At 55.7% G+C, this 21337-nt stretch carries 20 protein-coding genes; 16 read left to right on the top strand and 4 right to left on the bottom strand.

Going from position 1 to position 21337, the window contains the following annotated elements; all coding sequences use genetic code 11:
* Positions 1-3: 3 nt before the first annotated feature.
* A complete protein-coding gene (locus ACEQU8_RS08295; protein WP_370262876.1) occupies positions 4-543 on the bottom strand; it encodes a hypothetical protein in 540 nt (179 codons plus the stop codon).
* A 115-nt stretch (positions 544-658) separates the two neighbouring features.
* Between ACEQU8_RS08295 and pdeM the strand changes: the two genes are divergently transcribed.
* Positions 659-1324 (top strand): ligase-associated DNA damage response endonuclease PdeM, encoded by a 666-nt coding sequence (pdeM, locus tag ACEQU8_RS08300; RefSeq protein ID WP_370262877.1) that lies wholly within the window; start codon positions 659-661, stop codon positions 1322-1324.
* A gap of 30 nt (positions 1325-1354) precedes the next feature.
* Here the strand turns inward: pdeM and ACEQU8_RS08305 are convergent, their stop codons facing one another.
* Complete coding sequence (locus tag ACEQU8_RS08305) at positions 1355-1807, bottom strand: DoxX family protein (RefSeq protein ID WP_370262878.1); 453 nt, start codon at positions 1805-1807, stop codon at positions 1355-1357.
* 211 nt (positions 1808-2018) lie between these two features.
* On the opposite strand from ACEQU8_RS08305, the gene ACEQU8_RS08310 reads away from it, so the two are divergent.
* The 12 genes from ACEQU8_RS08310 (at position 2019) to ACEQU8_RS08365 (ending at position 16481) form a co-directional block, all read left to right on the top strand.
* On the top strand, positions 2019-2639 hold the full coding sequence (locus tag ACEQU8_RS08310) for a TetR/AcrR family transcriptional regulator (RefSeq protein ID WP_370262879.1): 621 nt from the start codon (positions 2019-2021) through the stop codon (positions 2637-2639).
* 31 nt (positions 2640-2670) lie between these two features.
* Positions 2671-4461, top strand: a complete 1791-nt coding sequence (locus tag ACEQU8_RS08315; RefSeq protein WP_370262881.1) for an acyl-CoA dehydrogenase C-terminal domain-containing protein — start codon at positions 2671-2673, stop codon at positions 4459-4461.
* A 75-nt stretch (positions 4462-4536) separates the two neighbouring features.
* Positions 4537-6942: a 3-hydroxyacyl-CoA dehydrogenase/enoyl-CoA hydratase family protein gene (locus ACEQU8_RS08320; RefSeq protein ID WP_370262882.1), complete on the top strand. Its 2406-nt coding sequence runs from the start codon at positions 4537-4539 to the stop codon at positions 6940-6942.
* Positions 6943-6952: 10 nt separating this feature from the next.
* Entirely contained in the window at positions 6953-8152 is a 1200-nt protein-coding gene (locus tag ACEQU8_RS08325) for an acetyl-CoA C-acyltransferase (protein WP_370262883.1), read from the top strand.
* Positions 8153-8469: 317 nt separating this feature from the next.
* Entirely contained in the window at positions 8470-9240 is a 771-nt protein-coding gene (locus tag ACEQU8_RS08330; RefSeq protein WP_370262885.1) for an enoyl-CoA hydratase, read from the top strand.
* Between the two features lie 84 nt (positions 9241-9324).
* Positions 9325-10125, top strand: coding sequence for an acyl-CoA thioesterase (locus tag ACEQU8_RS08335; protein WP_370262886.1), 801 nt, complete (start codon positions 9325-9327; stop codon positions 10123-10125).
* Positions 10126-10199: 74 nt separating this feature from the next.
* A complete protein-coding gene (locus ACEQU8_RS08340; protein ID WP_370262887.1) occupies positions 10200-10481 on the top strand; it encodes a putative signal transducing protein in 282 nt (93 codons plus the stop codon).
* Positions 10482-10527: 46 nt separating this feature from the next.
* Positions 10528-12087 (top strand): PQQ-dependent sugar dehydrogenase, encoded by a 1560-nt coding sequence (locus tag ACEQU8_RS08345; RefSeq protein WP_370262889.1) that lies wholly within the window; start codon positions 10528-10530, stop codon positions 12085-12087.
* A gap of 431 nt (positions 12088-12518) precedes the next feature.
* The gene (locus tag ACEQU8_RS08350; RefSeq protein ID WP_370262890.1) at positions 12519-13496 is read left to right on the top strand and encodes a tripartite tricarboxylate transporter substrate binding protein BugD; all 978 of its coding nucleotides are present in this window, start codon (positions 12519-12521) and stop codon (positions 13494-13496) included.
* Positions 13497-13514: 18 nt separating this feature from the next.
* Complete coding sequence (locus ACEQU8_RS08355) at positions 13515-13967, top strand: tripartite tricarboxylate transporter TctB family protein (RefSeq protein ID WP_370262892.1); 453 nt, start codon at positions 13515-13517, stop codon at positions 13965-13967.
* A gap of 2 nt (positions 13968-13969) precedes the next feature.
* The gene (locus tag ACEQU8_RS08360) at positions 13970-15472 is read left to right on the top strand and encodes a tripartite tricarboxylate transporter permease (protein WP_370262893.1); all 1503 of its coding nucleotides are present in this window, start codon (positions 13970-13972) and stop codon (positions 15470-15472) included.
* 133 nt (positions 15473-15605) lie between these two features.
* Positions 15606-16481 (top strand): GntR family transcriptional regulator, encoded by an 876-nt coding sequence (locus ACEQU8_RS08365; RefSeq protein ID WP_370262894.1) that lies wholly within the window; start codon positions 15606-15608, stop codon positions 16479-16481.
* Positions 16482-16493: 12 nt separating this feature from the next.
* On the opposite strand, the gene ACEQU8_RS08370 is transcribed toward ACEQU8_RS08365, so the two are convergent.
* On the bottom strand, positions 16494-16901 hold the full coding sequence (locus ACEQU8_RS08370) for an acyl-CoA thioesterase (RefSeq protein WP_370262896.1): 408 nt from the start codon (positions 16899-16901) through the stop codon (positions 16494-16496).
* 140 nt (positions 16902-17041) lie between these two features.
* On the opposite strand from ACEQU8_RS08370, the gene ACEQU8_RS08375 reads away from it, so the two are divergent.
* The gene (locus ACEQU8_RS08375) at positions 17042-17440 is read left to right on the top strand and encodes a hypothetical protein (protein ID WP_370262897.1); all 399 of its coding nucleotides are present in this window, start codon (positions 17042-17044) and stop codon (positions 17438-17440) included.
* A 13-nt stretch (positions 17441-17453) separates the two neighbouring features.
* Here the strand turns inward: ACEQU8_RS08375 and ACEQU8_RS08380 are convergent, their stop codons facing one another.
* Positions 17454-18266: an SDR family oxidoreductase gene (locus tag ACEQU8_RS08380; RefSeq protein WP_370262898.1), complete on the bottom strand. Its 813-nt coding sequence runs from the start codon at positions 18264-18266 to the stop codon at positions 17454-17456.
* A gap of 77 nt (positions 18267-18343) precedes the next feature.
* Between ACEQU8_RS08380 and ACEQU8_RS08385 the strand changes: the two genes are divergently transcribed.
* Both ACEQU8_RS08385 and ACEQU8_RS08390 read left to right on the top strand, forming a co-directional pair.
* Positions 18344-20182: an ABC transporter ATP-binding protein/permease gene (locus tag ACEQU8_RS08385; protein WP_370262900.1), complete on the top strand. Its 1839-nt coding sequence runs from the start codon at positions 18344-18346 to the stop codon at positions 20180-20182.
* Positions 20163-21074 carry a LysR substrate-binding domain-containing protein gene (locus ACEQU8_RS08390; protein ID WP_370262901.1) on the top strand — a complete coding sequence of 304 codons (912 nt, stop codon included), beginning with the start codon at positions 20163-20165 and terminating at the stop codon, positions 21072-21074. Before ACEQU8_RS08385 ends, ACEQU8_RS08390 begins: the two co-directional genes overlap by 20 nt.
* Positions 21075-21337: the final 263 nt, after the last annotated feature.

Genomic DNA, 21337 nt, shown 5'->3' on the forward strand with positions numbered 1-21337 from the left:
AATTTACTGAAAGCGGAAATTCATGCCAGGTAAATTGAGTCCTGCTTGGTTGGCATTGCCCTGGTTGAGCACGGTGTCGGCGCGGTCAATGGTTTGGACACTTCGCACGATGTCTGGTCGGCTGTTTTGCTCAAGCACAAGCAAATTGGCCAGCACAAGGGAGGTGTCATGCACGGCAACCCGAGCGATGTCTCGGCCAGAGGCATTGATCGTGCGCGCGCCCCTGGGCACATCAAATTGTTGAATCAGCAGTTCCATGTTGTGGCACAACTGGCCTAGTTCGTCGAGTTGTTGGCTGGTATTGGTTTTTAATGCCCCCAGCGAGCCGATTGCTGCCTGCAATTCGCGGCCGAGCTGGCTGCCTGCACCTTGTACGGAAAAGGCCTGAGCCGAAAGTTGCTGCCCGCGATTAATCTGATTGCTGGCAAATGTATTGACTTCGTTGAGCACTTGCCCGTTGGCCTCAAGAAGCGCCACACAAGCGGCGATTGTGTTGGTGTTCTGAATTCGGTTGGCGGTGGGCGCGTTGCTGAACCATCCCATGATGTAGACCCTCGATTTGGTTGAAAGGGCTGTGTGGTGGTCAATCCAAATTAGTTCACAGGCCTTTGCCAAATCATCTTGCTAAACTTCTGTCTGCATAAATCAAGGAGTATTCATGGGGCTTGTAAAGGTTTTGCAAACACCTGCGCACACGCACACCATGGTGGTGGCCGGCGAGGCTTTGCAATTAACCAGCCATCGCACAGCCTACAGCGCACAGCACAAATCCATGTTTGTGGCAGATGTGCACTTGGGCAAGGCCGCCAGTTTTCGTGCGCTGGGGGTGCCGGTGCCCAGTGGCACCACCCAGGCCAATTTGAACCGCTTGAGTGCGGCCATGGCGCAGTTCGATGTGCAGGCGTTATATTTTTTGGGAGACCTGTTGCATGCCAAGGCCGCCCACAACGCCACCTTGCTTGGCAGTTTGGCACAGTGGCGCACCCAGCACGCCCAAGTGCGCATGGTTCTGGTGCGAGGCAATCACGACAGCAAAGCGGGCGACCCGCCGGCCTACCTCAACATTGAGGTGGTGGAAGAGCCCCATCGGCTGGGTCACTTGGCACTGTGCCATCACCCGCAACACATTTCTGGTGCGTTTGCCTTGGCCGGGCATGAACACCCCGTGGTGTATTTGGGTGGAAAAGGTCGGGATCGCGCGCGCTTGCCGTGCTTTGTTCGGCATGGTGAGCTGTTGGTGTTGCCCTCGTTTGGTGAATTCACGGGTGGGCATGTGGTGGATACAAATCAGGGGGATGAAATCATCCCCCTGGTGCCTTTTTAAACTGCTCGGGCTGATTGAGCCGTTGAATGTTTAGTGTTTGCTCACCGCCCAGCGACCGCCGCCCAAAGCAGCGACCAGCAAAAGGCCACCTGCAATGCTCAGGTTTTTCATGAACATCAATTGCTGTACATACGCTTGCTCGGCAGGCATGGCCCAATAGTTGTGAAACAGCACTGAGGCGGCCAGAGTAAAACCAGCCAGGGCCAGGGCTGCCAGACGGGTTTGAAAACCGAGTATCAAGGCCAGCCCTGCCACAATTTCAACCGCGATGGTGAGCACTGTCAGCAATTCAGCCATGGGCAAACCCACGGAGGCGATGTAGCCCGCGGTGCCTTCAAAGCCCCCGATTTTGTCGAAGCCGGCCAGTACAAACATAGAAGCTAGCAAAACGCGGCCCAACAAGGCCAGAGGGTTGGTCAGCGAGGAAAAAGTTACTTCGATTTGTTGAACAAAGGTACTGCGTTGGTTCACATTGGCATTCATCTTGATTCTCCCTTTAAATTGGCGATTCATCGAATCGATGGGAGAATCATGCGCCGCTGTGTCTCTTCAGTCGATGGCTTTGATCTGTATGAGTTGTTCAAAAAAATTGAACAGGATGCGGGCCTGTTCACTCAAGCATGCAATGCGATTGCCAAATTTTCGAAGAAATAGCGTACACTCATAAAAAAACGAACGTTCGGTCTATTTTTCTATGCGCAAAGGTGAACAAACCCGCGCCGCCATCGTGGAGGCGGCCCTCGACATCGCGTCCACCCAGGGGCTCGAGGGCTTAACCATTGGCTCGATTGCCGACAAAATGGCCATGAGCAAAAGCGGCGTATTTGCCCATTTTGGTTCCCGGGAAGAATTGCAAATCGCCGTGCTCAAAGAGTACGAAACCCAGTTCATCGAGGCGGTTCTCTTCCCCTGCTTGAAAGAAACCCGCGGTCTTCCTCGCCTGCGTGCCATTTTCATGCGCTGGTTAGACCGCATCGGCAAAGAAATCGACAGCGGCTGTATCTACATTTCGGGCGCAACCGAGTACGATGACAGACCGGGGGCCGTGCGCGATGTTTTGGTGAAGATGCACCGCGACTGGCAAAAAGAAATGCACCGCGCCACCACCCAGGCGATCGAAGAAAAACATTTACCAGTGGACCGCGCCATGGCCGATCAGCTGGTGTTTGAAATGGTGGGGCTGATTCTTGCCGCACACCAACAGGGGCGCCTCATGGGCGACACCCTGTCCATCCAGCGGGCCCGCAATGGTTTTGACCGGATGATCCAGCATTACCAAAGCAGCACCGCTCAGCATTTTGAAGCATTGAGCTAACACACTGACCCAAGTTGTACCAGGAGACACCATGAGCCAATACACGCCCCCCCTTCGCGACATGCAGTTTGTACTGCACGAACTGTTCAACGCTGAGGCCACCTTCAAAGGCATTCCAGCATTTGAAGACATGGATGCCGACACCATCAACCAAATTCTGGAAGAGGGCGGCAAATTCTGTTCTGAAATTCTGCAACCGCTGAACGCCGTGGGCGACTCTGAAGGTTGTACCCTGAACAAGGCCGACCACAGCCTGAAAACCCCCACCGGTTTTAAAGAGGCGTACAAGCAGTTCGTGGAGGCCGGTTGGCCTGCCCTGAGTTGCGACCCCGAGTATGGCGGCCAGGGCCTGCCCGTCACCGAGAACCAGGCGTTCTACGACATGATGAACAGCGCCAACCAAGCTTGGACCATGTACCCCGGCCTGACCCACGGCGCATACGACTGCCTGCATGCGCATGGCACGCCTGAACAAAAAGCACTCTACCTGCCCAAGCTCACCAGCGGTGAATGGACTGGCACCATGTGTTTGACCGAGCCCCACTGTGGCACCGACCTGGGCATGCTGCGCAGCAAAGCCGAGCCGCAGGCCGATGGCTCCTACAAGATCACAGGCGCAAAAATTTTCATCAGCTCTGGTGAACACGACATGGCCGAAAACATCAGTCACCTGGTGTTGGCCCGCTTGCCTGATGCGCCAGCCGGCACCAAGGGTATATCGCTCTTCCTCGTGCCGAAGTTCGTCCCCAATGCCGACGGCACCCTCGGTGAGCGCAACCCGATTTTCTGCGGCGCCATTGAGCACAAAATGGGCATCCACGGCAACGCCACCTGCCAAATGAACCTCGACGGTGCAAAAGGGTGGATCATCGGCCAGCCGCACAAAGGTCTGGCGGCCATGTTTGTGATGATGAACGCAGCCCGTCTGGGCGTGGGCATGCAGTCCCTTGGCCTGACAGAAGTGGCCTATCAAAATGCGGTGGTGTACGCCAAAGACCGCATTCAGAGCCGCTCATTGAGTGGCCCCAAAGCGACAGACAAACCCGCCGATCCCATCATCGTGCATCCCGATGTGCGCAAAATGTTGCTCACGGCCCGCGCCTACGCCGAAGGTGCGCGTGCACTTTGCATGTGGACCTCGCTGGAGCTTGACAAAGAGCTGAGCCATCCCGACGAGGCCGTTCGCAAAGAGGCGTCTGAACTGGTTGCCTTGGCCACTCCGATTGTTAAGGCATTCATCACCGACAACGCTTGGGAAGCCACTTCCCATTGCATGCAGGTGTACGGTGGCCACGGTTACATCGCCGAGTGGGGCATGGAGCAATATGTGCGCGACAGCCGAATCAACATGATTTACGAAGGCACCAACACCATTCAATCCTTGGACTTGCTGGGTCGCAAAGTGCTGTCCGATGGTGGCGCCAAGCTCATGAAGTTTGGCAAGAAGGTGCGCGCCCTGTGCGAAGCAGAAGCTGGCAACGAGGCCATGAAAGAGTTCATCGAGCCTTTGGCTGACCTGGGCGAAAAAGTGAGCAAGCTCACCATGGAAATCGGCGGCAAGGCCATGCAAAACCCAGACGAAGTGGGCGCTGCTGCCGTGGACTACCTGCGTGTGGTTGGGCATTTGTTCTATGGCTACTTCTTTGCCCAGTCCGCCAAAATCGCGCTTGAAAAACAAAACAGCGGCGACAAGTTCTACACCGCCAAGCTGCACACTGCCCGTTTTTACTTCCAGAAGCTCCTGCCCGAAACCGCGATGCTGATCCGCAAGGCTCGCGCAGGTTCCAGCAGCCTGATGGAAATGGAAGCAGACCTGTTCTAAGCAAACCTGTCCCGTAGTACCCCGCAACCGCCAAGGTTGCGGGTGTTGAATCCAATTAACTCGAAGGAGACACGCGTGTCCAATTTCATCGTTCGCAAAGTCGCTGTGCTCGGCGCTGGCGTGATGGGTGCTCAAATTGCCGCCCACTGCGCCAATGCCAAAGTGCCCGTGGTGCTGTTTGACCTGCCCGCCAAGGAAGGCCCAAAGAATGGCATCGTCGACAAAGCCGTTGCCAACCTCATCAAGCTGAAGCCTGCGCCCTTTGGTGTCAAAGACGTGGCCCAGTATGTACAGGCCGCCAACTACGAAGAGCATCTTGAATTGCTCAAAGATTGCGACCTCGTGATCGAGGCCATTGCCGAGCGCATGGATTGGAAACACGACCTGTATAAAAAAGTGGCCCCCCACATCAATGCCAACGCCATTTTTGCAACCAACACCTCGGGCTTAAGCATCTCCAAGTTGAGCGAAGGGTTTGATGCCGATCTCAAGAGCCGCTTCTGTGGCGTGCACTTTTTCAACCCCCCCCGATACATGCACCTGTGCGAGCTCATTCCATTGAGCACCACCCGTCAGGATATCCTGGACAATCTGGAAACCTTCCTGACCACCACGCTGGGCAAGGGCATCATCACTGCCAAAGACACGCCCAACTTTGTGGCCAACCGCGTGGGTGTGGCTGGCATGCTGGCCACCATGGCCGAAGCCAAAAAATATGGCATCCCGTTTGACATCGTGGATCAGCTCACAGGCTCCAAACTGGGCCGTGCCAAGTCCGCCACCTTCCGCACCGCTGACGTGGTCGGCCTGGACACCATGGGCCATGTGATTGCAACCATGCAAAACACCCTGCCCAACGACCCCTTTGCTTCCAGCTATGCCACCCCCGAGGTGTTGAAGGTGCTGGTTGACAAAGGCGCTTTGGGTCAAAAAACCAAAGGTGGCTTTTTCAAAAAAGAAGGCAAGCAAATCATGGTGTTCGACGCCAACACCAGCAGCTACGTGCCGTCTGAGGGCAAGGCCGATGAAGGCGTGCTCAAAATTCTGAAAAACAAAAATGTGGCAGAGCGCATGTCACAACTGCGCAACAGCGATCACCCCCAGGCGAAATTCCTTTGGGCGATTTTCCGTGATGCGTTCCACTACATCGCCTTCCACTTGCAAGACATTGCCGACACCGCTCGCGATGTGGACTTTAGCTTGCGTTGGGGTTATGGCTGGACCGAAGGCCCATTCGAAACATGGCAAGCCGCGGGTTGGAAGCAAATTGCAGAATGGGTAAAGGCTGACATTGATGCAGGTGAAGCCCTCTGTAACGCACCGTTGCCCGCCTGGGTATTTGAAGGCCCCGTGGCCGCCAACGGTGGCGTATACAGCACCGAGGGCGCATTTAGCCCTGCAGCCAACGGCTTTGTGGCACGCAAAGATCTGCCTGTTTACAAGCGCCAAATTTTCCGCGCCAAAGTGTTGGGCGAAACCACAGTCACCGGTCACAACGGTGGCACCACCCTGAAAGAAACCGATGCCGCCCGCATCTGGACTGCCCCCGGTCACGATGACGTGGTCATCCTGTCCATTAAAACAAAAATGCATGCCATTGGCCCCGGCGTGATTGAAGCCACCCACGAAGCCATTGCATTGGCCGAGAAGCAATACAAGGGCTTGGTGATTTGGTCGCCCGACGAACCGTTCTCTGCAGGTGCCGACCTGCAGGCCATGTTGCCCGCATTCATGCAGGGTGGCGGCAAAGCCATCGAACCGATGGTGGCCGAGTTCCAGAAGGCGACCATGGCCCTCAAATACGCCCAAGTGCCCACCGTGGCGGCGGTGACGGGCTTGGCTTTGGGAGGTGGTTGCGAATTCGCCATTCACTGCGCAAGCCGAGTGGCAAACCTCGAAAGCTACATGGGCCTGGTGGAAGTGGGCGTGGGTCTTATCCCCGGTGGCGGCGGTTTGAAAGAAATTGCCGTAAATGCTGGCCTGGCTGCCCAAAAGGCTGGCTCTTCCGACGTGCTTGCTTTTGTCAAAGACGGTTTCCTGACAGCGGCCACGGCCAAGGTGGGCACCTCGGCGATGGAATGTCGTCAGTTGGGCTTCATCAAAGACTCCGACACCATTGTGTTCAATAGCCACGAATTGTTGTATGTGGCCATCAACCAGGCTCGCAGCATGTTCGAGGCCGGCTACCGTCCACCCCACAAGCTCAAGGGCGTGCCCGTGGCAGGCAAGAGCGGCATTGCCACCATCAAGGCCCAGTTGGTCAACATGCGCGACGGAGGTTTTATTTCCGCTTACGACTTCCACTTGGGCTGCGTGATCGCCGACGTGGTGTGTGGTGGCGAAATTGAAACCGGCTCGCTGGTGGATGAAGAGTGGCTGCTTAACCTGGAGCGCAAGCACTTCGTGAAGCTGCTGGACAACCCCAAAACACAAGAACGAATCATGGGCATGCTGCAAACCGGCAAGCCTGTGCGTAACTGAGGAGACTCACATGTCCCGTGCAATGAAAGACGTTTATATCGTAGCCGCCACCCGCACACCCATTGGCAAAGCCCCCCGTGGGGTGTTCAAAGACGTGCGTCCAGATGACCTGCTGGTGCACGCCATTTCCAGCGCCATGGCACAAGTGCCATCGCTCGATCCAGCCGCCATCAATGACGCCATCGTGGGTTGTGCTTTCCCCGAAGGCGAGCAGGGCATGAACATGGCCCGCATTGCCGTCTTGCTGGCTGGTTTGCCCAACACCGTGGGTGGGGTCACCATCAACCGTTTCTGTGCATCTGGCATCACTGCGGTGAGCATGGCTGCCAATGCGATTGCCACCGGCGAAGCCGAAGTGATGATTGCTGCAGGCGCAGAGAGCATGAGCATGGTGCCCATGAGCGGCAACAAACCAAGCTTCAACAACAGCATTTTTGCCAAAGACGAAAACCTGGGCATCGCCTACGGCATGGGCATGACCGCTGAAAAGGTGGCCCAGCAGTGGGGCATCAGCCGTGATGCTCAAGACGAGTTCGCTTTGAACAGCCACAAAAAAGCCATTGCAGCCCAACAAAAAGGCGAGTTCAAAGACGAAATCACCCCATTCACGGTGGTGAAAGCTTCTCCCGATTTGGCCACTGGCGAAATTAAAACGGGCAGCAAAGAGGTCAGCCTGGACGAAGGCCCTCGTGCAGATTCGTCCGCAGAAGGCTTGGCCAAACTCAAGCCTGTGTTCGCAGCCAAGGGCTCTGTAACCGCGGGTAACAGCTCACAAATGAGCGACGGCGCTGGTGCGCTTATTTTGGCCTCCGAAGACGCTGTCAAGCAGTTCAACCTGGTGCCGCTGGCCAAATGGCGTGGCTTCGCAGTGCGCGGCGTGCCACCAGAAATCATGGGCATTGGCCCCAAAGAAGCCATTCCTGCCGCTCTGAAAACTGCTGGTTTGAAGCAGAGCGACATCGACTGGTTCGAGCTGAACGAAGCGTTTGCTGCACAGTCCCTGGCCGTGATGAAAGACCTGGACATGGACCCCAGCAAAGTGAACCCCATGGGCGGCGCCATTGCCTTGGGCCACCCCCTGGGCGCCACGGGTGCCATCCGCGCTGCCACGGTGGTGCATGCGCTGCGTCGCCACAACCTGAAGTACGGCATGGTGACCATGTGCATTGGCACTGGCATGGGCGCAGCCGGTATTTTTGAGCGTGTGTAATTGCTGTCGGTTTTGTAGATGTAAAAACAGCCTCTGGACAAGAGGCTGTTTTTTTATTCAGACAGCCGAAAAATTTTCATTTCATTTTCCACATCGTCTACCGAACGACATAGCTTCTTTACAGTGTTCCACCGATACTGCGACTTAGACACACCTGCACGGCAGGCTAAACCAACACATCTCCAAACCAATGACCAGATTAGGGGGGGGTTCACTGTTCAATTCAGGAAGAGGGGAACCAATCTTTGTTACCACTGGGTCACTTAGTTGGTAAGTCTGTGTAATATGGTGGGAAATCAAATATCTCCCAAATTGCCATGGATATTCAGACTCAAATCAGCAACGGCTTGATGACCATCACCATCAACCGCCCCGACCGCAAAAATTCTTTCACCAATGCCATGTACACGGCCATTGGCGATGCCTTTCGCGATGCCACACACAGCAGCGCCGTGAAGGTGGTGCTCATCAAAGGCCACGAGGGTTGCTTTTCGGCTGGCAATGATTTGGGCGATTTTTTAAATGCCCCCCCAAAAGACCTTGATGCGCCTGTGTTTCGGTTTTTGCGCTTGTTGAGCAATTTCCCCAAACCGGTGGTGGCGCAGGTGCAGGGCGTGGCTGTGGGCATTGGCACCACCATGCTTTTACACTGCGATCTGGTGTATGCCTCCAACACAGCCAAGTTCTCCATGCCATTTACCAAGCTGGGTCTGTGCCCCGAGGCCGCCAGCAGCTTGCTATTGCCCCAGCTCGCGGGCTACCAGAAGGCTGCCGAGCTACTGCTGCTAGGCGATATGTTTTCTGCACTGAAAGCCTATGACAGCGGCATCGTCAGCGACGTGTTGGAACCTGAAAAACTGGAGGCCCACGTGCAGGCCCAGGTGGAAAAACTACTGGCCTTGCCTTTGCCCAGTTTGCTCACCAGCAAGCGTTTGATGAAGTCTGCCAACAAGGCGGTCGTGGCCAGCAAAATGGTCGAAGAAGGCGGTTTGTTTGTTGCGATGCTTTCTCAGCCGCAAGCACGTGAAGCCTTTGCGGCATTTGCGGAAAAGCGCTCACCCAACTTTCAGCAATTCGAGCGCCAGTAAGGCGCAACCCTTGGGGCACCGATTCAGTTCGGTGCAAGTATTCTCTTTTAGTGTGCAGGTTTGCACCGCGCGCAAAGGCTTTGTATGACCACCGCTTTGTCCTCAATTCTTTCTGGCCGCCGTTTGGATGGCGACACCGTGACCTTCACCGCCACTGAAGACTGGGCGCAGGGGCGCACCATGTTTGGTGGCTTTTTGTCTGCATTGGCCGTGGTCGCCATGCGCGACACCTTGGGGCTGGACATCCCCTTGCGCGCTTTGCAGACCAACTTCGTGGGGCCGGTCGCACCGGGCGAAGTCGTGTTTCGTACACGTTTGCTGCGCCAGGGCAAAAGCGTAAGCCAAGTGCATTGCGAAATTTTTAGTCAAGACGTGTTGGCTGGGCTGGTGGTGGGTGTGTTTGGCAGCGCGCGCGAAACCCAGTTGACCAGCCGAACTCCTTCCCGCATGCAACTGCCCAAAGCGGCAGACGACATTCAACGTTTGCCATTTATCCCAAAGATCACCCCCAACTTTTTGCAGCACATCGACATGCGCTGGGCTGTGGGCAGCCTGCCTTACATGGGCAATGGCAGTTGGGAAAGCGGTATTCACATTCGCTGTGCCGACACCAATCTCAGCCCCGAGGTGTTGATCGTGATGTTGAGCGATGGGCCGCCTACGCCTTGTTTAAGCTACTTCAAGGGCCCTGTGATGGCCAGCTCGGTGAGCTGGTCACTGGAATTGCCGCCCCTGCCCCAAGAAGCCCTGGAAGACGGGTGGTTCCAAATTGACATGGACACCGTGGGCGCCGCCGATGGCTATGTGAACCAGACGGCCAAATTGTGGACTCCCGGCGGTCAGTTGGCTTCGCTGGGCTACCAGGTGGTGGCTGTTTACGGCTAAGCGCCTGCAGTGGATGTGCAAGCCCGTGTTGGCGGTTTATAGTAGGGCGTTGACCCTCTGCCAAAAGGTGCCCCATGCACTTGGTTTTTCAGGCTGATAATTTAATTGAGGCTCACATTGTGGCCGGCGTGTTGCGGTCTTGCGAGTTGTCTGTCCACGTGGGTGGGCATTACCTGCAAGGCGGGGTGGGGGATCTTTCCCCCGCCGGTATGGTCTGTGTTTACGTGATCCACAGCGAACACATTGAATTGGCCCAGCAGTTGTTGACTCAGTACCTCGAACAGCCAGTTGATCCAACTAGCCCGATTGAACAAAGTGAATCAGGCCAAAGTTTTTGGCAGGGCAAGCCCGCTTAATCTCGCTCTACCAGCCTTCTGCTGTATTTTTTCTCCGGAGTAATTCATGTTGCTTAAATTTGTTGCCGCGCTGTTGATTGGTGTGCTGTGGGGCACCCTGGCGCAGAGCCAAATCAATTTGCAGGCCTTGTCGGTCTTGGGTGTGCCCATCGACATGAATACGCGTTTGCAGGTGACTTTGCATGATCTCTGGAACTTTGGGCCTGTGTATGCAGTCATTTTCGGGGGCAGTTTTGTGGCGTCACAGGCCGTTGCACTGCTCATCACCCGTTTTGTGGGCGCCGCATTCCGAACTGCCTTATGCACTGTGGGTGGCGCCGTGGGCCTGTGGGTTACATTTTTAGTGGTAGACATGATTGCACCAATGCCAACCCTGATCGCCGCCACCCGTGGAGCGGGTGGCACCCTGTTGATGCTTGCAGGCGCTGCGTTTGCAGGGCATGTGTTTTCCCGAACAACCTCCAAGGCAGCAACAAGCAAGGGCGCTTCATCTATAAGCGCACTGGGGGCAGCCGCGCTGTTCGCGCTGGCGGCATGGTTGCCTGCTCAGCCCGCCCAAGCGCAAGGCAAAACCGCATACCAAGTCAATACATTCGTAGATAACTTGCAAAACCCGTGGGGCATGGCATTTTTGCCCGACGGTCGGGCCTTGGTCACCGAAAAGGCGGGCCGCCTGCGCCTTATCCAGGCCGATGGCAAGCTCAACCCCCAACCTGTGCAAGGCGTGCCTCAAGTGTATTTTGGCGGCCAGGCTGGTTTGTTCGATGTGTTGCCAGCCACCGACTTTACCCAATCCAGGCGCATCTTTCTGAGTTATGCCTGCGGCACCCGGGCGGCCAACCATCTGTGTGTCTCCAGCGCTGTTCTGGGCGAGGGTACACTCACGCAGGTCAAAGAGATCTTCCGCTCCCAGGGGGCAAAGTCTGGCAACGCCCATTACGGTGGCCGCATGGATTGGCTGCCCGACAACACCCTCATCATCACCCTCGGTGATGGCTATGATTATCGGGAAGAGGCCCAAAACCTGGGCAACCACTTGGGCAAAATTGTGCGCATCAATGCCGACGGCACTGTGCCAGCCAACAATCCCTTTGCCAAACAAGCTGGCGCAAAGCCTGAAATTTACTCCCTGGGCCACCGCAATGTTCAAGGCTTGGTATACGACCCGGTCGGCAAGCGCTTGTTGGCCCATGAACATGGCCCGCGCGGTGGAGACGAAATCAATGTCATCGAGCCAGGTAAAAACTACGGCTGGCCCAAGGCCACCTATGGCATCGATTACAGCGGCGCGCAAATTTCGCCCTTCAAAACATTTGAAGGCACCGAACAACCCGCGATTTACTGGGTACCGTCCATTGCCCCGTCAGGCATGGCTGTGTATCAAGGAGACCTGTTCCCTGCCTGGCGAGGCGATGTATTGGTGGGGGCCTTGCGTGCCATGCAGGTTAGCCGAGTCACGGTGACCGGTAACAAGGGCATTGAAAAAGAGGTGTTGTTCAAAGAGGTCGGTGAACGCATCCGCGATGTACGGGTTGGACCAGACGGCGCGGTTTACCTGCTCACCGACAACCCCGATGGGCGAGTGTTAAAAGTGACGCCCAAGTGACCGAAATGTAATTCTCTGGATGTTGTCGACTAAGTAGTTTCCACATTTGTCTGCAGGCCGGGCCATCGGTGCCCGGCTTTTTTGTGCACCCCCTGAGTTACCTCTCTCGTTATTTTGTTAAACATCTTTACATTTTTTGATTCATATTAAGAATCAAACCGCAGCAATTTTTTAAAAAATAGCGATCTTTTGTCGTTTGGTCTTCAGTGTTTGTTCATTGAATAAACGATGTTTGTCTGGTTCAACTGTTTTGCCCGCACTTTGGGTTTCCCGGGCCGCTTCGGATTGCCGCCAAACCGCTTCAACAGCGGCTTTCCACAATATGGATAACCACAATTGCCGCTTTCTTGGCCACTTTTGATACTGCTGCAACCTGTGTCATCGCACAGAAAAAACACATTCAGTGCAGTTCAATCAAAGGAGGTTTCCCAGTGAAAAAATCCATCAAGTCCATCATCGCCGTGGCCCTGCTCGGCCTGGTTGGTGCAGCGCAGGCCAACGATGCCTATCCCAGCAAAACCATCACCATGCTGATTCCGTTTGCAGCAGGCGGCCCCACCGACACGGTGGGTCGCCTGATTGCCCAATCCATGTCCAAAGACCTGGGTCAGCAGGTGATCGTCGAAAACCTGGGTGGCGCTGGTGGTACCCTGGCCGCTGCCAAGGCCGCTCGCTCGCCTGCCGATGGTTACAACATTTTCCTGCACCACATTGGCCAGTCCACAGCGCCCTCTTTGTACCGCAAGTTGTCCTACAACGCTTCCACCGACTTCGAAACCATTGGCCTGGTCACCGACGTGCCCATGACCATCGTGGCCCGTTCCAACTTCCCCGCCGCCAACATGGCTGAGTTGATTTCTTACGTGAAAGCCAACAAAGACAAAGTGACCTACGCCAACGCAGGCATCGGTTCTGCCTCTCACCTGTGCGGCATGTTGTTCCAGCAAGCTTTGGGGACCGACCTTACCACGGTGCCCTACAAGGGCACCGGCCCGGCCATGAACGACCTTTTGGGCGGCCAGGTGGACCTCATGTGCGACCAAACCACCAACACCACCAGCCAGATCAAGGCCGGTAAAATCAAGGCCTACGCTGTCACCACCAAAACACCGGTGAAGTCTTTGTCTGACCTGCCCACACTCGACAAGTCTGGTTTGCCCGGCTTCGAAGTGGCTGTGTGGCACGGCCTGTATGCCCCCAAAGGCACACCCAAGCCTATCATCGATCGCCTCACCAAGTCTTTGCAAGTGGCACTGAAAGACCCCAATGTGGTGGCCCGTTTTGCTGAGTTGGGCACTGAGCCCGTGTCGGCTGATCGTGCAACATCTGACGCCCTGCGCAAGCACCTGGATTCCGAGATTGCCCGCTGGAAGCCGGTGATTGAAAAGGCTGGACAGTACGCCGACTAAACTTTCATCGAGAAAAAAATGCCAAAAGATTTAAGGGACTTTTGGGCGGGGCTGCTGTACTTGATCGCAGGCGCAGCAGCCTTTTACATCGCCATTGATTATGAAATGGGCAGTGCTGTCAGCATGGGTCCAGGTTATTTTCCCAAAGTATTGAGTGTGTTGCTCATGGCCATCGGGGCCATTTCTTTGGTTCGTTCTTTCCTTGTTGAAGGTGAGCCCGTGGTTGGCTTTGCCTTTGGCAAATCTTTGTACATCGCATTGTCTGTATTGGTTTTTGCTCTGCTTGCAGAAGGTGCTGGCATGGCCGTGGCGGTGGCTGCCGTATTCATGGTTTCGGCTGTGGCAAGTAGCTTTTTTAATTGGAAACAAGCTGCATTAATCGCCGGTGGGGCCGCTTTATTTTGCAGCCTTGTGTTTGTTAAGGGCTTGGGTGTGCCTCTACCCATCTTTGGGCCTTGGCTGGGAATGTAATCATGGAATTACTCGGTAATTTGGGTTTGGGGCTTGAAACGGCCTTCACCCTACAAAATTTGATGTTCTGCCTGATCGGCGTCTTTTTAGGCACCGCAATCGGAGTGTTGCCAGGGCTTGGGCCCACAGCCACCATTGCCATGCTGCTGCCTATCACCTTTGGTTTGCCGCCAGTGTCCTCGCTCATCATGCTCGCAGGTATTTATTACGGCGCACAGTACGGTGGCTCAACCACAGCCATTTTGGTCAATTTGCCCGGGGAGTCGTCCTCGGTGGTCACTGCCCTGGATGGCTATCAAATGGCACGCCAAGGGCGGGCAGGCAAGGCTTTGGCCACAGCAGCCATTGGTTCTTTCGTGGCAGGCACGTTTGCGACTGTGTTGTTGGTGCTGTTTGCTCCGCCATTGGCCGACATCGCCCTGCAATTTGGCGCTGCTGAATACTTCTCGCTCATGGTGCTGGGTTTGGTGGCTTCTGTGGTGTTGGCCAGCGGCTCCCTGCTTCAAGCCTTGGGCATGATTGTTCTCGGTCTTTTGCTGGGTCTGGCGGGTACCGACGTCAATTCAGGATTGGAGCGCTACACCTTCGATTCCCCGTACATGGCGGAGGGCATCAACTTTGTGATTTTGGCGATGGGCATGTTTGGCTTGGGCGAAATCATCAAAAACCTGGAAGAAGAGCACATGCGCTCGGCCATGGTGAGCAAAGTCAAGGGCCTCTGGCCCAACAAAGAAGACTTCAAACGCATGGCCTGGCCCATTGTGCGTGGTACGGGCTTGGGTTCCTTGTTGGGCATTTTGCCCGGTGGTGGAGCTATGCTGGCTTCGTTTGCCTCTTACTCCATCGAGAAAAAAATCTCAAAAACTCCCGAGGAGTTTGGCAAAGGTGCCATTGAAGGCGTGGCTGGGCCGGAATCCGCCAACAATGCGGGTGCCCAAACATCTTTTATTCCACTGCTCACCCTGGGTATTCCATCCAATCCGGTGATGGCGCTCATGATTGGCGCCATGATCATTCAAGGCATCACACCCGGTCCATCGGTCATGGCCGAGCAGCCCGCCCTGTTCTGGGGGCTGATTGTGTCCATGTGGATTGGCAACCTGTTTCTGGTCATTCTTAACCTGCCTCTGATTGGCATGTGGGTAAAAATGATCTCGGTGCCCTACCATTTCCTGTACCCAGCCATCATGGTGTTCTGTTGCATTGGTGTGTTTAGCCTCGGCAACAAAATTTTCGATTTGTACCTGTTGGCTGGTTTTGGCGTGTTGGGTTATGTGTTTGCCAAACTGAAGTGCGAGCCTGCGCCTTTGTTGTTGGGCTTTATTCTTGGGCCTATGATGGAAGAGTATCTACGCCGCGCCCTGTTGCTGTCGCGCGGCGATTATTCAGTGCTGGTCACCCGGCCCATCAGTGCGGTCATGCTGGCCATCGCCGTGTTGGCTCTCATCGTGGTGCTCAGCCCCGCGGTGCGCAAAAAGCGTGAAGAGGCCTTCCACGAGGAGTAAGCACGTTGCCTTGAAAGAGGGCGGGATGCGTTGCCCCAGCAAAAAACCGGTGCCTCGTCACCGGTTTTTTGTTGTTTGTCTTGCATTGTGTTGTATTATCAAGGCCAGTAGCACCTGCAGCACTGGACCACACATGGACACCGAATTCCCCCCTGCAGCCCCTGGCGAGGCTGCAAGCGCAGACAACAAGCTCGACCCCAATCAGGTTGTGCCGCTGTACCACCAAATCTATTTAATCCTTCGCGAAAAGATCATTGAAGGTCATTACGATGCCAAACCCCTGCCGGGCGAGCTCGTTCTGGCAGAGCAATTCAATGTGTCGCGCGTCACCATGCGAAGGGCCTTGCAAGATCTGGTCAAAGAGGGCTTGGTGGCCCGTGGGCGAGGCAAGGGCACCTTTGTCAAACCCCGTCCCGAATCGCGAAGTGGTTCGGTGGGGCACAGCCAATTGCTCAGTGCATCGGCCATGCGGCTGCAAGCCAGCGGAGATTCCTCCGATCTTCAACTCATCACCTCCAAGCGCATCATTCCCCCGGCCGACATTGCCACCTTGCTGCATTTGCCCAGCGATGCGATTGTTGAAAAGCTGATTCGAATTCGCCAACTGAATGGTCAGCCGGTGGCTCACCTCACCAGTTTTATTCCTCAGGATTTGTCTGGCCGCATTTGCAGACGCCGCCTGCGCGAATTTCCCATCCTGGTCTTGCTTGAAGAGGCCGGGGTCAAGGTGGCCAAGGCGCGCCAAACCATTTCAGCCCGCTTGGCCGATGCATCCGTGGCCTATGCTCTGGGCGTGCCCGTGGGGGCACCCTTGCTGGCCATCTCGCGGGTGGCCTACGACGAAAACGGCCGACCCGTGCAGGTGCTTAAAGGCTTGTACAGGCCCGACCGCTACGACTACCGCATTGAGTTGTCACGCAAACAGGCCAAAGGCCAGAGCAGTTGGCAGCATGTCAACGAGGTTGAATTTGCCTTCGAGATGCACCAACAAGACCTGTCCCACTTTTAAAGCGAGGCAGCTTTACTTCAAAGGGTCGACGGGCCGGGGGTTGCGGTTTTCGTCCACGGCCACATAAGTGATGTAGGCCTCGGTCACTTTGGCCACTGCATCAGGTTGCAGGCGGCGTTGCGCAAACACTTCCACATACACTTGCATGGACGTGCGGCCCACCTTCACCACCTCGGCATAGAAGCTGCACAGGTCGCCCACAAACACAGGCTCCTTGAAAATAAATTCATTGACGGCCACCGTCACGATGCGGCCTTTGGCATGCGCTGCGGCAGGCACGGAGCCGGCCAAATCCACTTGCGCCATGATCCAGCCGCCAAACACATCGCCGGCAGCGTTGGAGTCTTTGGGCATGGGAATCACGCGGATGGTGGGCTCGCGGTCAACGGGCAGCAGCAGCTTGGTGCTTGTGTTGGTCATGGCAGGTGGTTTGTAGGTTGTTGGAATGTGCTCAATTGTACGTCAGCGGCCTAGAGTACGCATTTTAGAGTGCAATGCTCTGGCACCCCAAGGGGCATTCGGTTAACCTTCGGGCAAGATCAAATTGCAGGAGTTGCACAATGGCAGCAGGCTGGGTCACGGTTTTGCAAATGGTGCCTTGGACCGAGGTAATTAAAAACGCGCCCAAAGTGGCCGAGGGGGCTGTGAAACTTTGGAACACCGTGTCCAAAAAAACTCCAGTCACTGATGCAGAGGCCACCGACGAATTGGTGGTGTTGGATGAGCAAAGCGAAATGGAAGCGCTGACCGAGCGGCTCGTTCGGTCAGAGCAAGCCCTTGCTGATGTGCAAGAAGAGCTAGTGCAGTCCACGCAGGTCATTAAGGACCTGGCGGCTCAAAATGCTCAATTGGTTAAGCAGGTGGAAGCCAATCGCAAAGCGCTCACCGTGCTTGGCGTGGTGGTTGTGTTGTTGGCTGTTGGCCTGGTGACCCAGGCCGTCGCGCTGTTTGCTGCCTAGCCCACGGGTTCTCTCAGTGTTGGGGGCCACCGTGCTCCTCGTCCAAAGCATCGCGGGCCATTTTGTCGATCACTCCGGGAACAAAAGGCTTAAGCTTTAGGCCCAAGCGACCTTTGCCGGTCATCACCCACTCGCGCTTGCGCTTGTCCATGGCGTCTACCATTTCGGCCACGCATTGCTCAACGGTCATGGCACCTTTTTCCCGCAGCCCCGACACGCCTGCACGCTGGCCTTTCGCATTCAAGCCGTTGCGGCGAATGTCGGTATCCACCACGCCGGGGAAGATGGCGCACACGTCCACTCCCGTGCCCATGAGCTCAATGCGCAGGGCTTCCATAAAGCCGCTCATGGCAAATTTGCTGGTGCAGTAGGTGGTGCGTGCAGGCACGCCCGTTTTGCCGGCCAGGCTGGACACACCCACAATCAAACCACGGGTTTTTTTAAGGTGCGGCAGCGCTTTGTGTGTAATCCACACCATGCTCATGACATTGACGCGGAACAGCTGTTCAAAGGTACTCAGGTCAGTAATGTCTTCAAACCAAGCGTGCATGGACACGCCCGCATTGTTCACCACGCTGTCAATGCGTCCAAAGGTTTGCAGCGCTTCGTCGACCAGGGTCTCGCATTGGGCCTGCACTGTGACATCACACGCCACGCAGTGGGCCTGCCCGCCAGCGGCTTTGACCTGAGCCGCCACATCCTGAAGTTTTTCAATTCGCCGGGCAGCCAGCACCAGTTGGTTGCCAGGGGCCAAGGCAATGGCAAGGGCGGCGCCAATGCCCTCTGAGGCGCCGGTGATTACAATCACTTGGTTTTGAATGGCCATATTGAATCGTCTCCATTTTTATAAGCCGGGGGCTGGTGGTAGCATCCACCATCATTGTGTTGTGAAAGAAGTATCGCATGCGCCGAACTGCCGCGGTGGAGGCCGCCCCTCCAAGACCCCGAAAACGAAGTGACTGGGGCACGGTTCAACAACTGTTGCCTTACCTGTGGCGTTACAAGTGGCGCGTGGTGTTTGCCATGGCATGCCTGGTGTTGGCCAAGGTGGCCAACGTGGGTGTGCCCCTCTTGCTCAAAGAGCTTATCGACGAACTCACGCCGCTGCTCACATCGAACGCACTGCTTGCGGCTGCGTCCATGCCAGTGGCCCTGCTGGTCGCCTATGGCTTGTTGCGGTTATCCACCACGGTGTTCACTGAGCTGAGGGAATTTCTGTTTGCCCGGGTCACCCAAAATGCCGTGCGTGCCATCGCCATTCAAGTGTTTGATTACCTGCACGCCTTGTCTTTGCGCTTTCACCTCAATCGGCAAACGGGTGGGGTAACCCGCGACATTGAGCGCGGGTCTCGCGCCATTTCCAGCTTGGTGAGTTACACCCTGTACAGCATTCTGCCCACTTTGATTGAAATCACCTTGGTGGTGGGCTACCTGTTCTTGAATTACGACATCTGGTTTTCGGCCATCACCGCAGTGGCACTCACGCTGTACATTTATTTCACCGTGCGTATCACCGAGTGGCGCTTGCATTTTCGCCGCACCATGAACGATCTGGATTCCAAGGCCAATGTGCGAGCCGTGGATTCGCTGATCAACTACGAAACAGTCAAGTACTTTGGCAATGAGGCCTTTGAGTCTGCCCGCTACAACAAAAGCATGGTGGCCTGGCAGGAGGCCGCCATTCGGTCGCAAAAATCACTCACCCTGCTGAACACTGGGCAAAGCGCGATCATTGCCCTGGCTGTTACCGCTGTATTGTGGCGCGCCACGGCGGGTGTGCTGGATGGCAGCATGACCCTGGGCGATCTGGTGCTTGTAAATGCGTTCATGATCCAGCTGTACATTCCCTTGAACTTTTTGGGGGTGATTTACCGAGAAATCAAACAAAGCCTGGCCGACATTGAACGCATGTTTGGTCTGCTCGACGAAAACCAGGAGGTGCAAGACAAACCCAACGCCCCCGATTTAAAAATACGGGGCGGCGCCATTGAGTTTCGTCAGGTTGGTTTCTCTTACGATGAACGCCGCCCCGTGTTAAAAAACATGAGCTTCAGCGTGCCAGCAGGCCACACCGTGGCGGTGGTTGGGCACAGTGGCGCCGGCAAGTCCACCTTGTCACGCTTGTTGTACCGCTTCTATGAGGTGAGCAGCGGCAGCATCCTGATCGACGGTCAAGACATTCGGGATGTGTCGCAAATTTCGCTGCGCAGAAGTATCGGCATCGTGCCCCAAGACACGGTGTTGTTCAATGACACCATCGCATACAACATTGCCTACGGGCGGCCCGACGCCAGCCAGGCCGACATTGAACGTGCAGCCAAGGCGGCCCATATTCATGACTTTATCGTGGCCCAACCCGATGGATACAACACGGCGGTGGGCGAGCGAGGGCTCAAGTTGTCTGGCGGTGAAAAGCAGCGCGTGGCCATCGCCCGAACCATCTTGAAAAACCCCGCCATCCTGATTTTCGATGAGGCCACATCGGCCCTGGACTCACGATCTGAACGGGCCATTCAGGCCGAGCTGCGGGAGTTGTCCAAAAATCGCACCACGCTCATCATTGCCCACCGACTCAGCACGGTGGTGCATGCCGATCAAATCCTGGTGATTAATCAGGGTGAGGTGGTCGAGGCAGGCACGCATGAGTCACTACTTGACAAGCAAGGGGAATACGCCCGAATGTGGACAATTCAACAGCATTCTCAACCCGGTGCGTCCAACCATGGAAACCAAATGGCTTGAAGATTTTATTACCCTGGCTCAAACCAAAAATTTTTCCAAGGCAGCCAGTTTAAGATTTGTCACCCAGCCAGCATTTTCCAGGCGAATCCAAGCCTTGGAAGCTTGGTTGGGCTGCGAACTGATCGACCGCGGCAGCTACCCAACCCGCTTGAGCCCACAGGGCGAAGTGTTTTACGAACAAGCCATCACCATGTTGGGGCAAATACGCCAGGCCCGCACCATTGTGCGTGGCGGCAGCATGCAGAGCAAACAGCCCGTTCGTCTGGTGGTGCCTCACACCCTGGCTTGCAGCAAAATGCCCAACTGGTTAAGCCAGGTGCGGACCCGGCTGGAGGGGCGGGTCAATGAACTGAGTTTTCAGCTCACCGCCAGCAATGTGCACGATGCCGTGCTGCATTTCACCGATGGCGCCTGTGATTTCCTGATTTGTTACCACCACAGCCGCGAGCCCATCGAGCTGGATCCCTCCCGCTTTGAGGTTCGCACCCTGGGGTTAGAGCGCTTTGCGCCCTTCGCCTTGGCCGGTGAGCACGGCCAGACAATTTTCCAGCTCGATCCACTGGCGCCATTGCCGGTGCCGCTCTTGTCGTATTCCAAACATGCCTATTTGTCCAAAATGACCGATATTGCGCTGGAGGGTGGCCCGGCTTTCCTCAAAAAAACGGTGTACGAAACCGACATGTCTGAAAGCCTGAAATCCATGTGCGAGGCGGGCATGGGCGTGGCTTGGTTGCCAGAGAGTGCGGTGGGAGATGAGTCCGTGCTGCGCCAGGTGCCAGGGCCTTATTTCACCGAGATGGAGGTTCGCATGTATCGCAGGGCGCAACGTGGGCGCGATGCTTTGGTTGGCCCCGATCAGGCCGACCTGGTTTGGCATTATTGGCCCGATTGATCGCGCAGGGCAGCCTTCGAATGTAGCCAGTTGACCTCATCCTCTTGGTATAACCCCTAATAGGGTTTGTTTGGATATGCAAGGTTTGCATGGTTTAATGCTCATTATGAATTGGAGTGTTGGCCAGCCTTGGTATTAGCATGGCCGACATTCAAAATCCCTAGAGGACGGTCATGGTCAAAGCCACAGCAGAGTATCGCGTTGAAAAAGATCTTCTTGGCGAAAAGAAGATCCCCGCCGATGCTTATTGGGGTGTGCACACC

The sequence above is a fragment of the Limnobacter sp. genome, assembly GCF_964228395.1.
Taxonomy (GTDB): domain Bacteria; phylum Pseudomonadota; class Gammaproteobacteria; order Burkholderiales; family Burkholderiaceae_B; genus Limnobacter.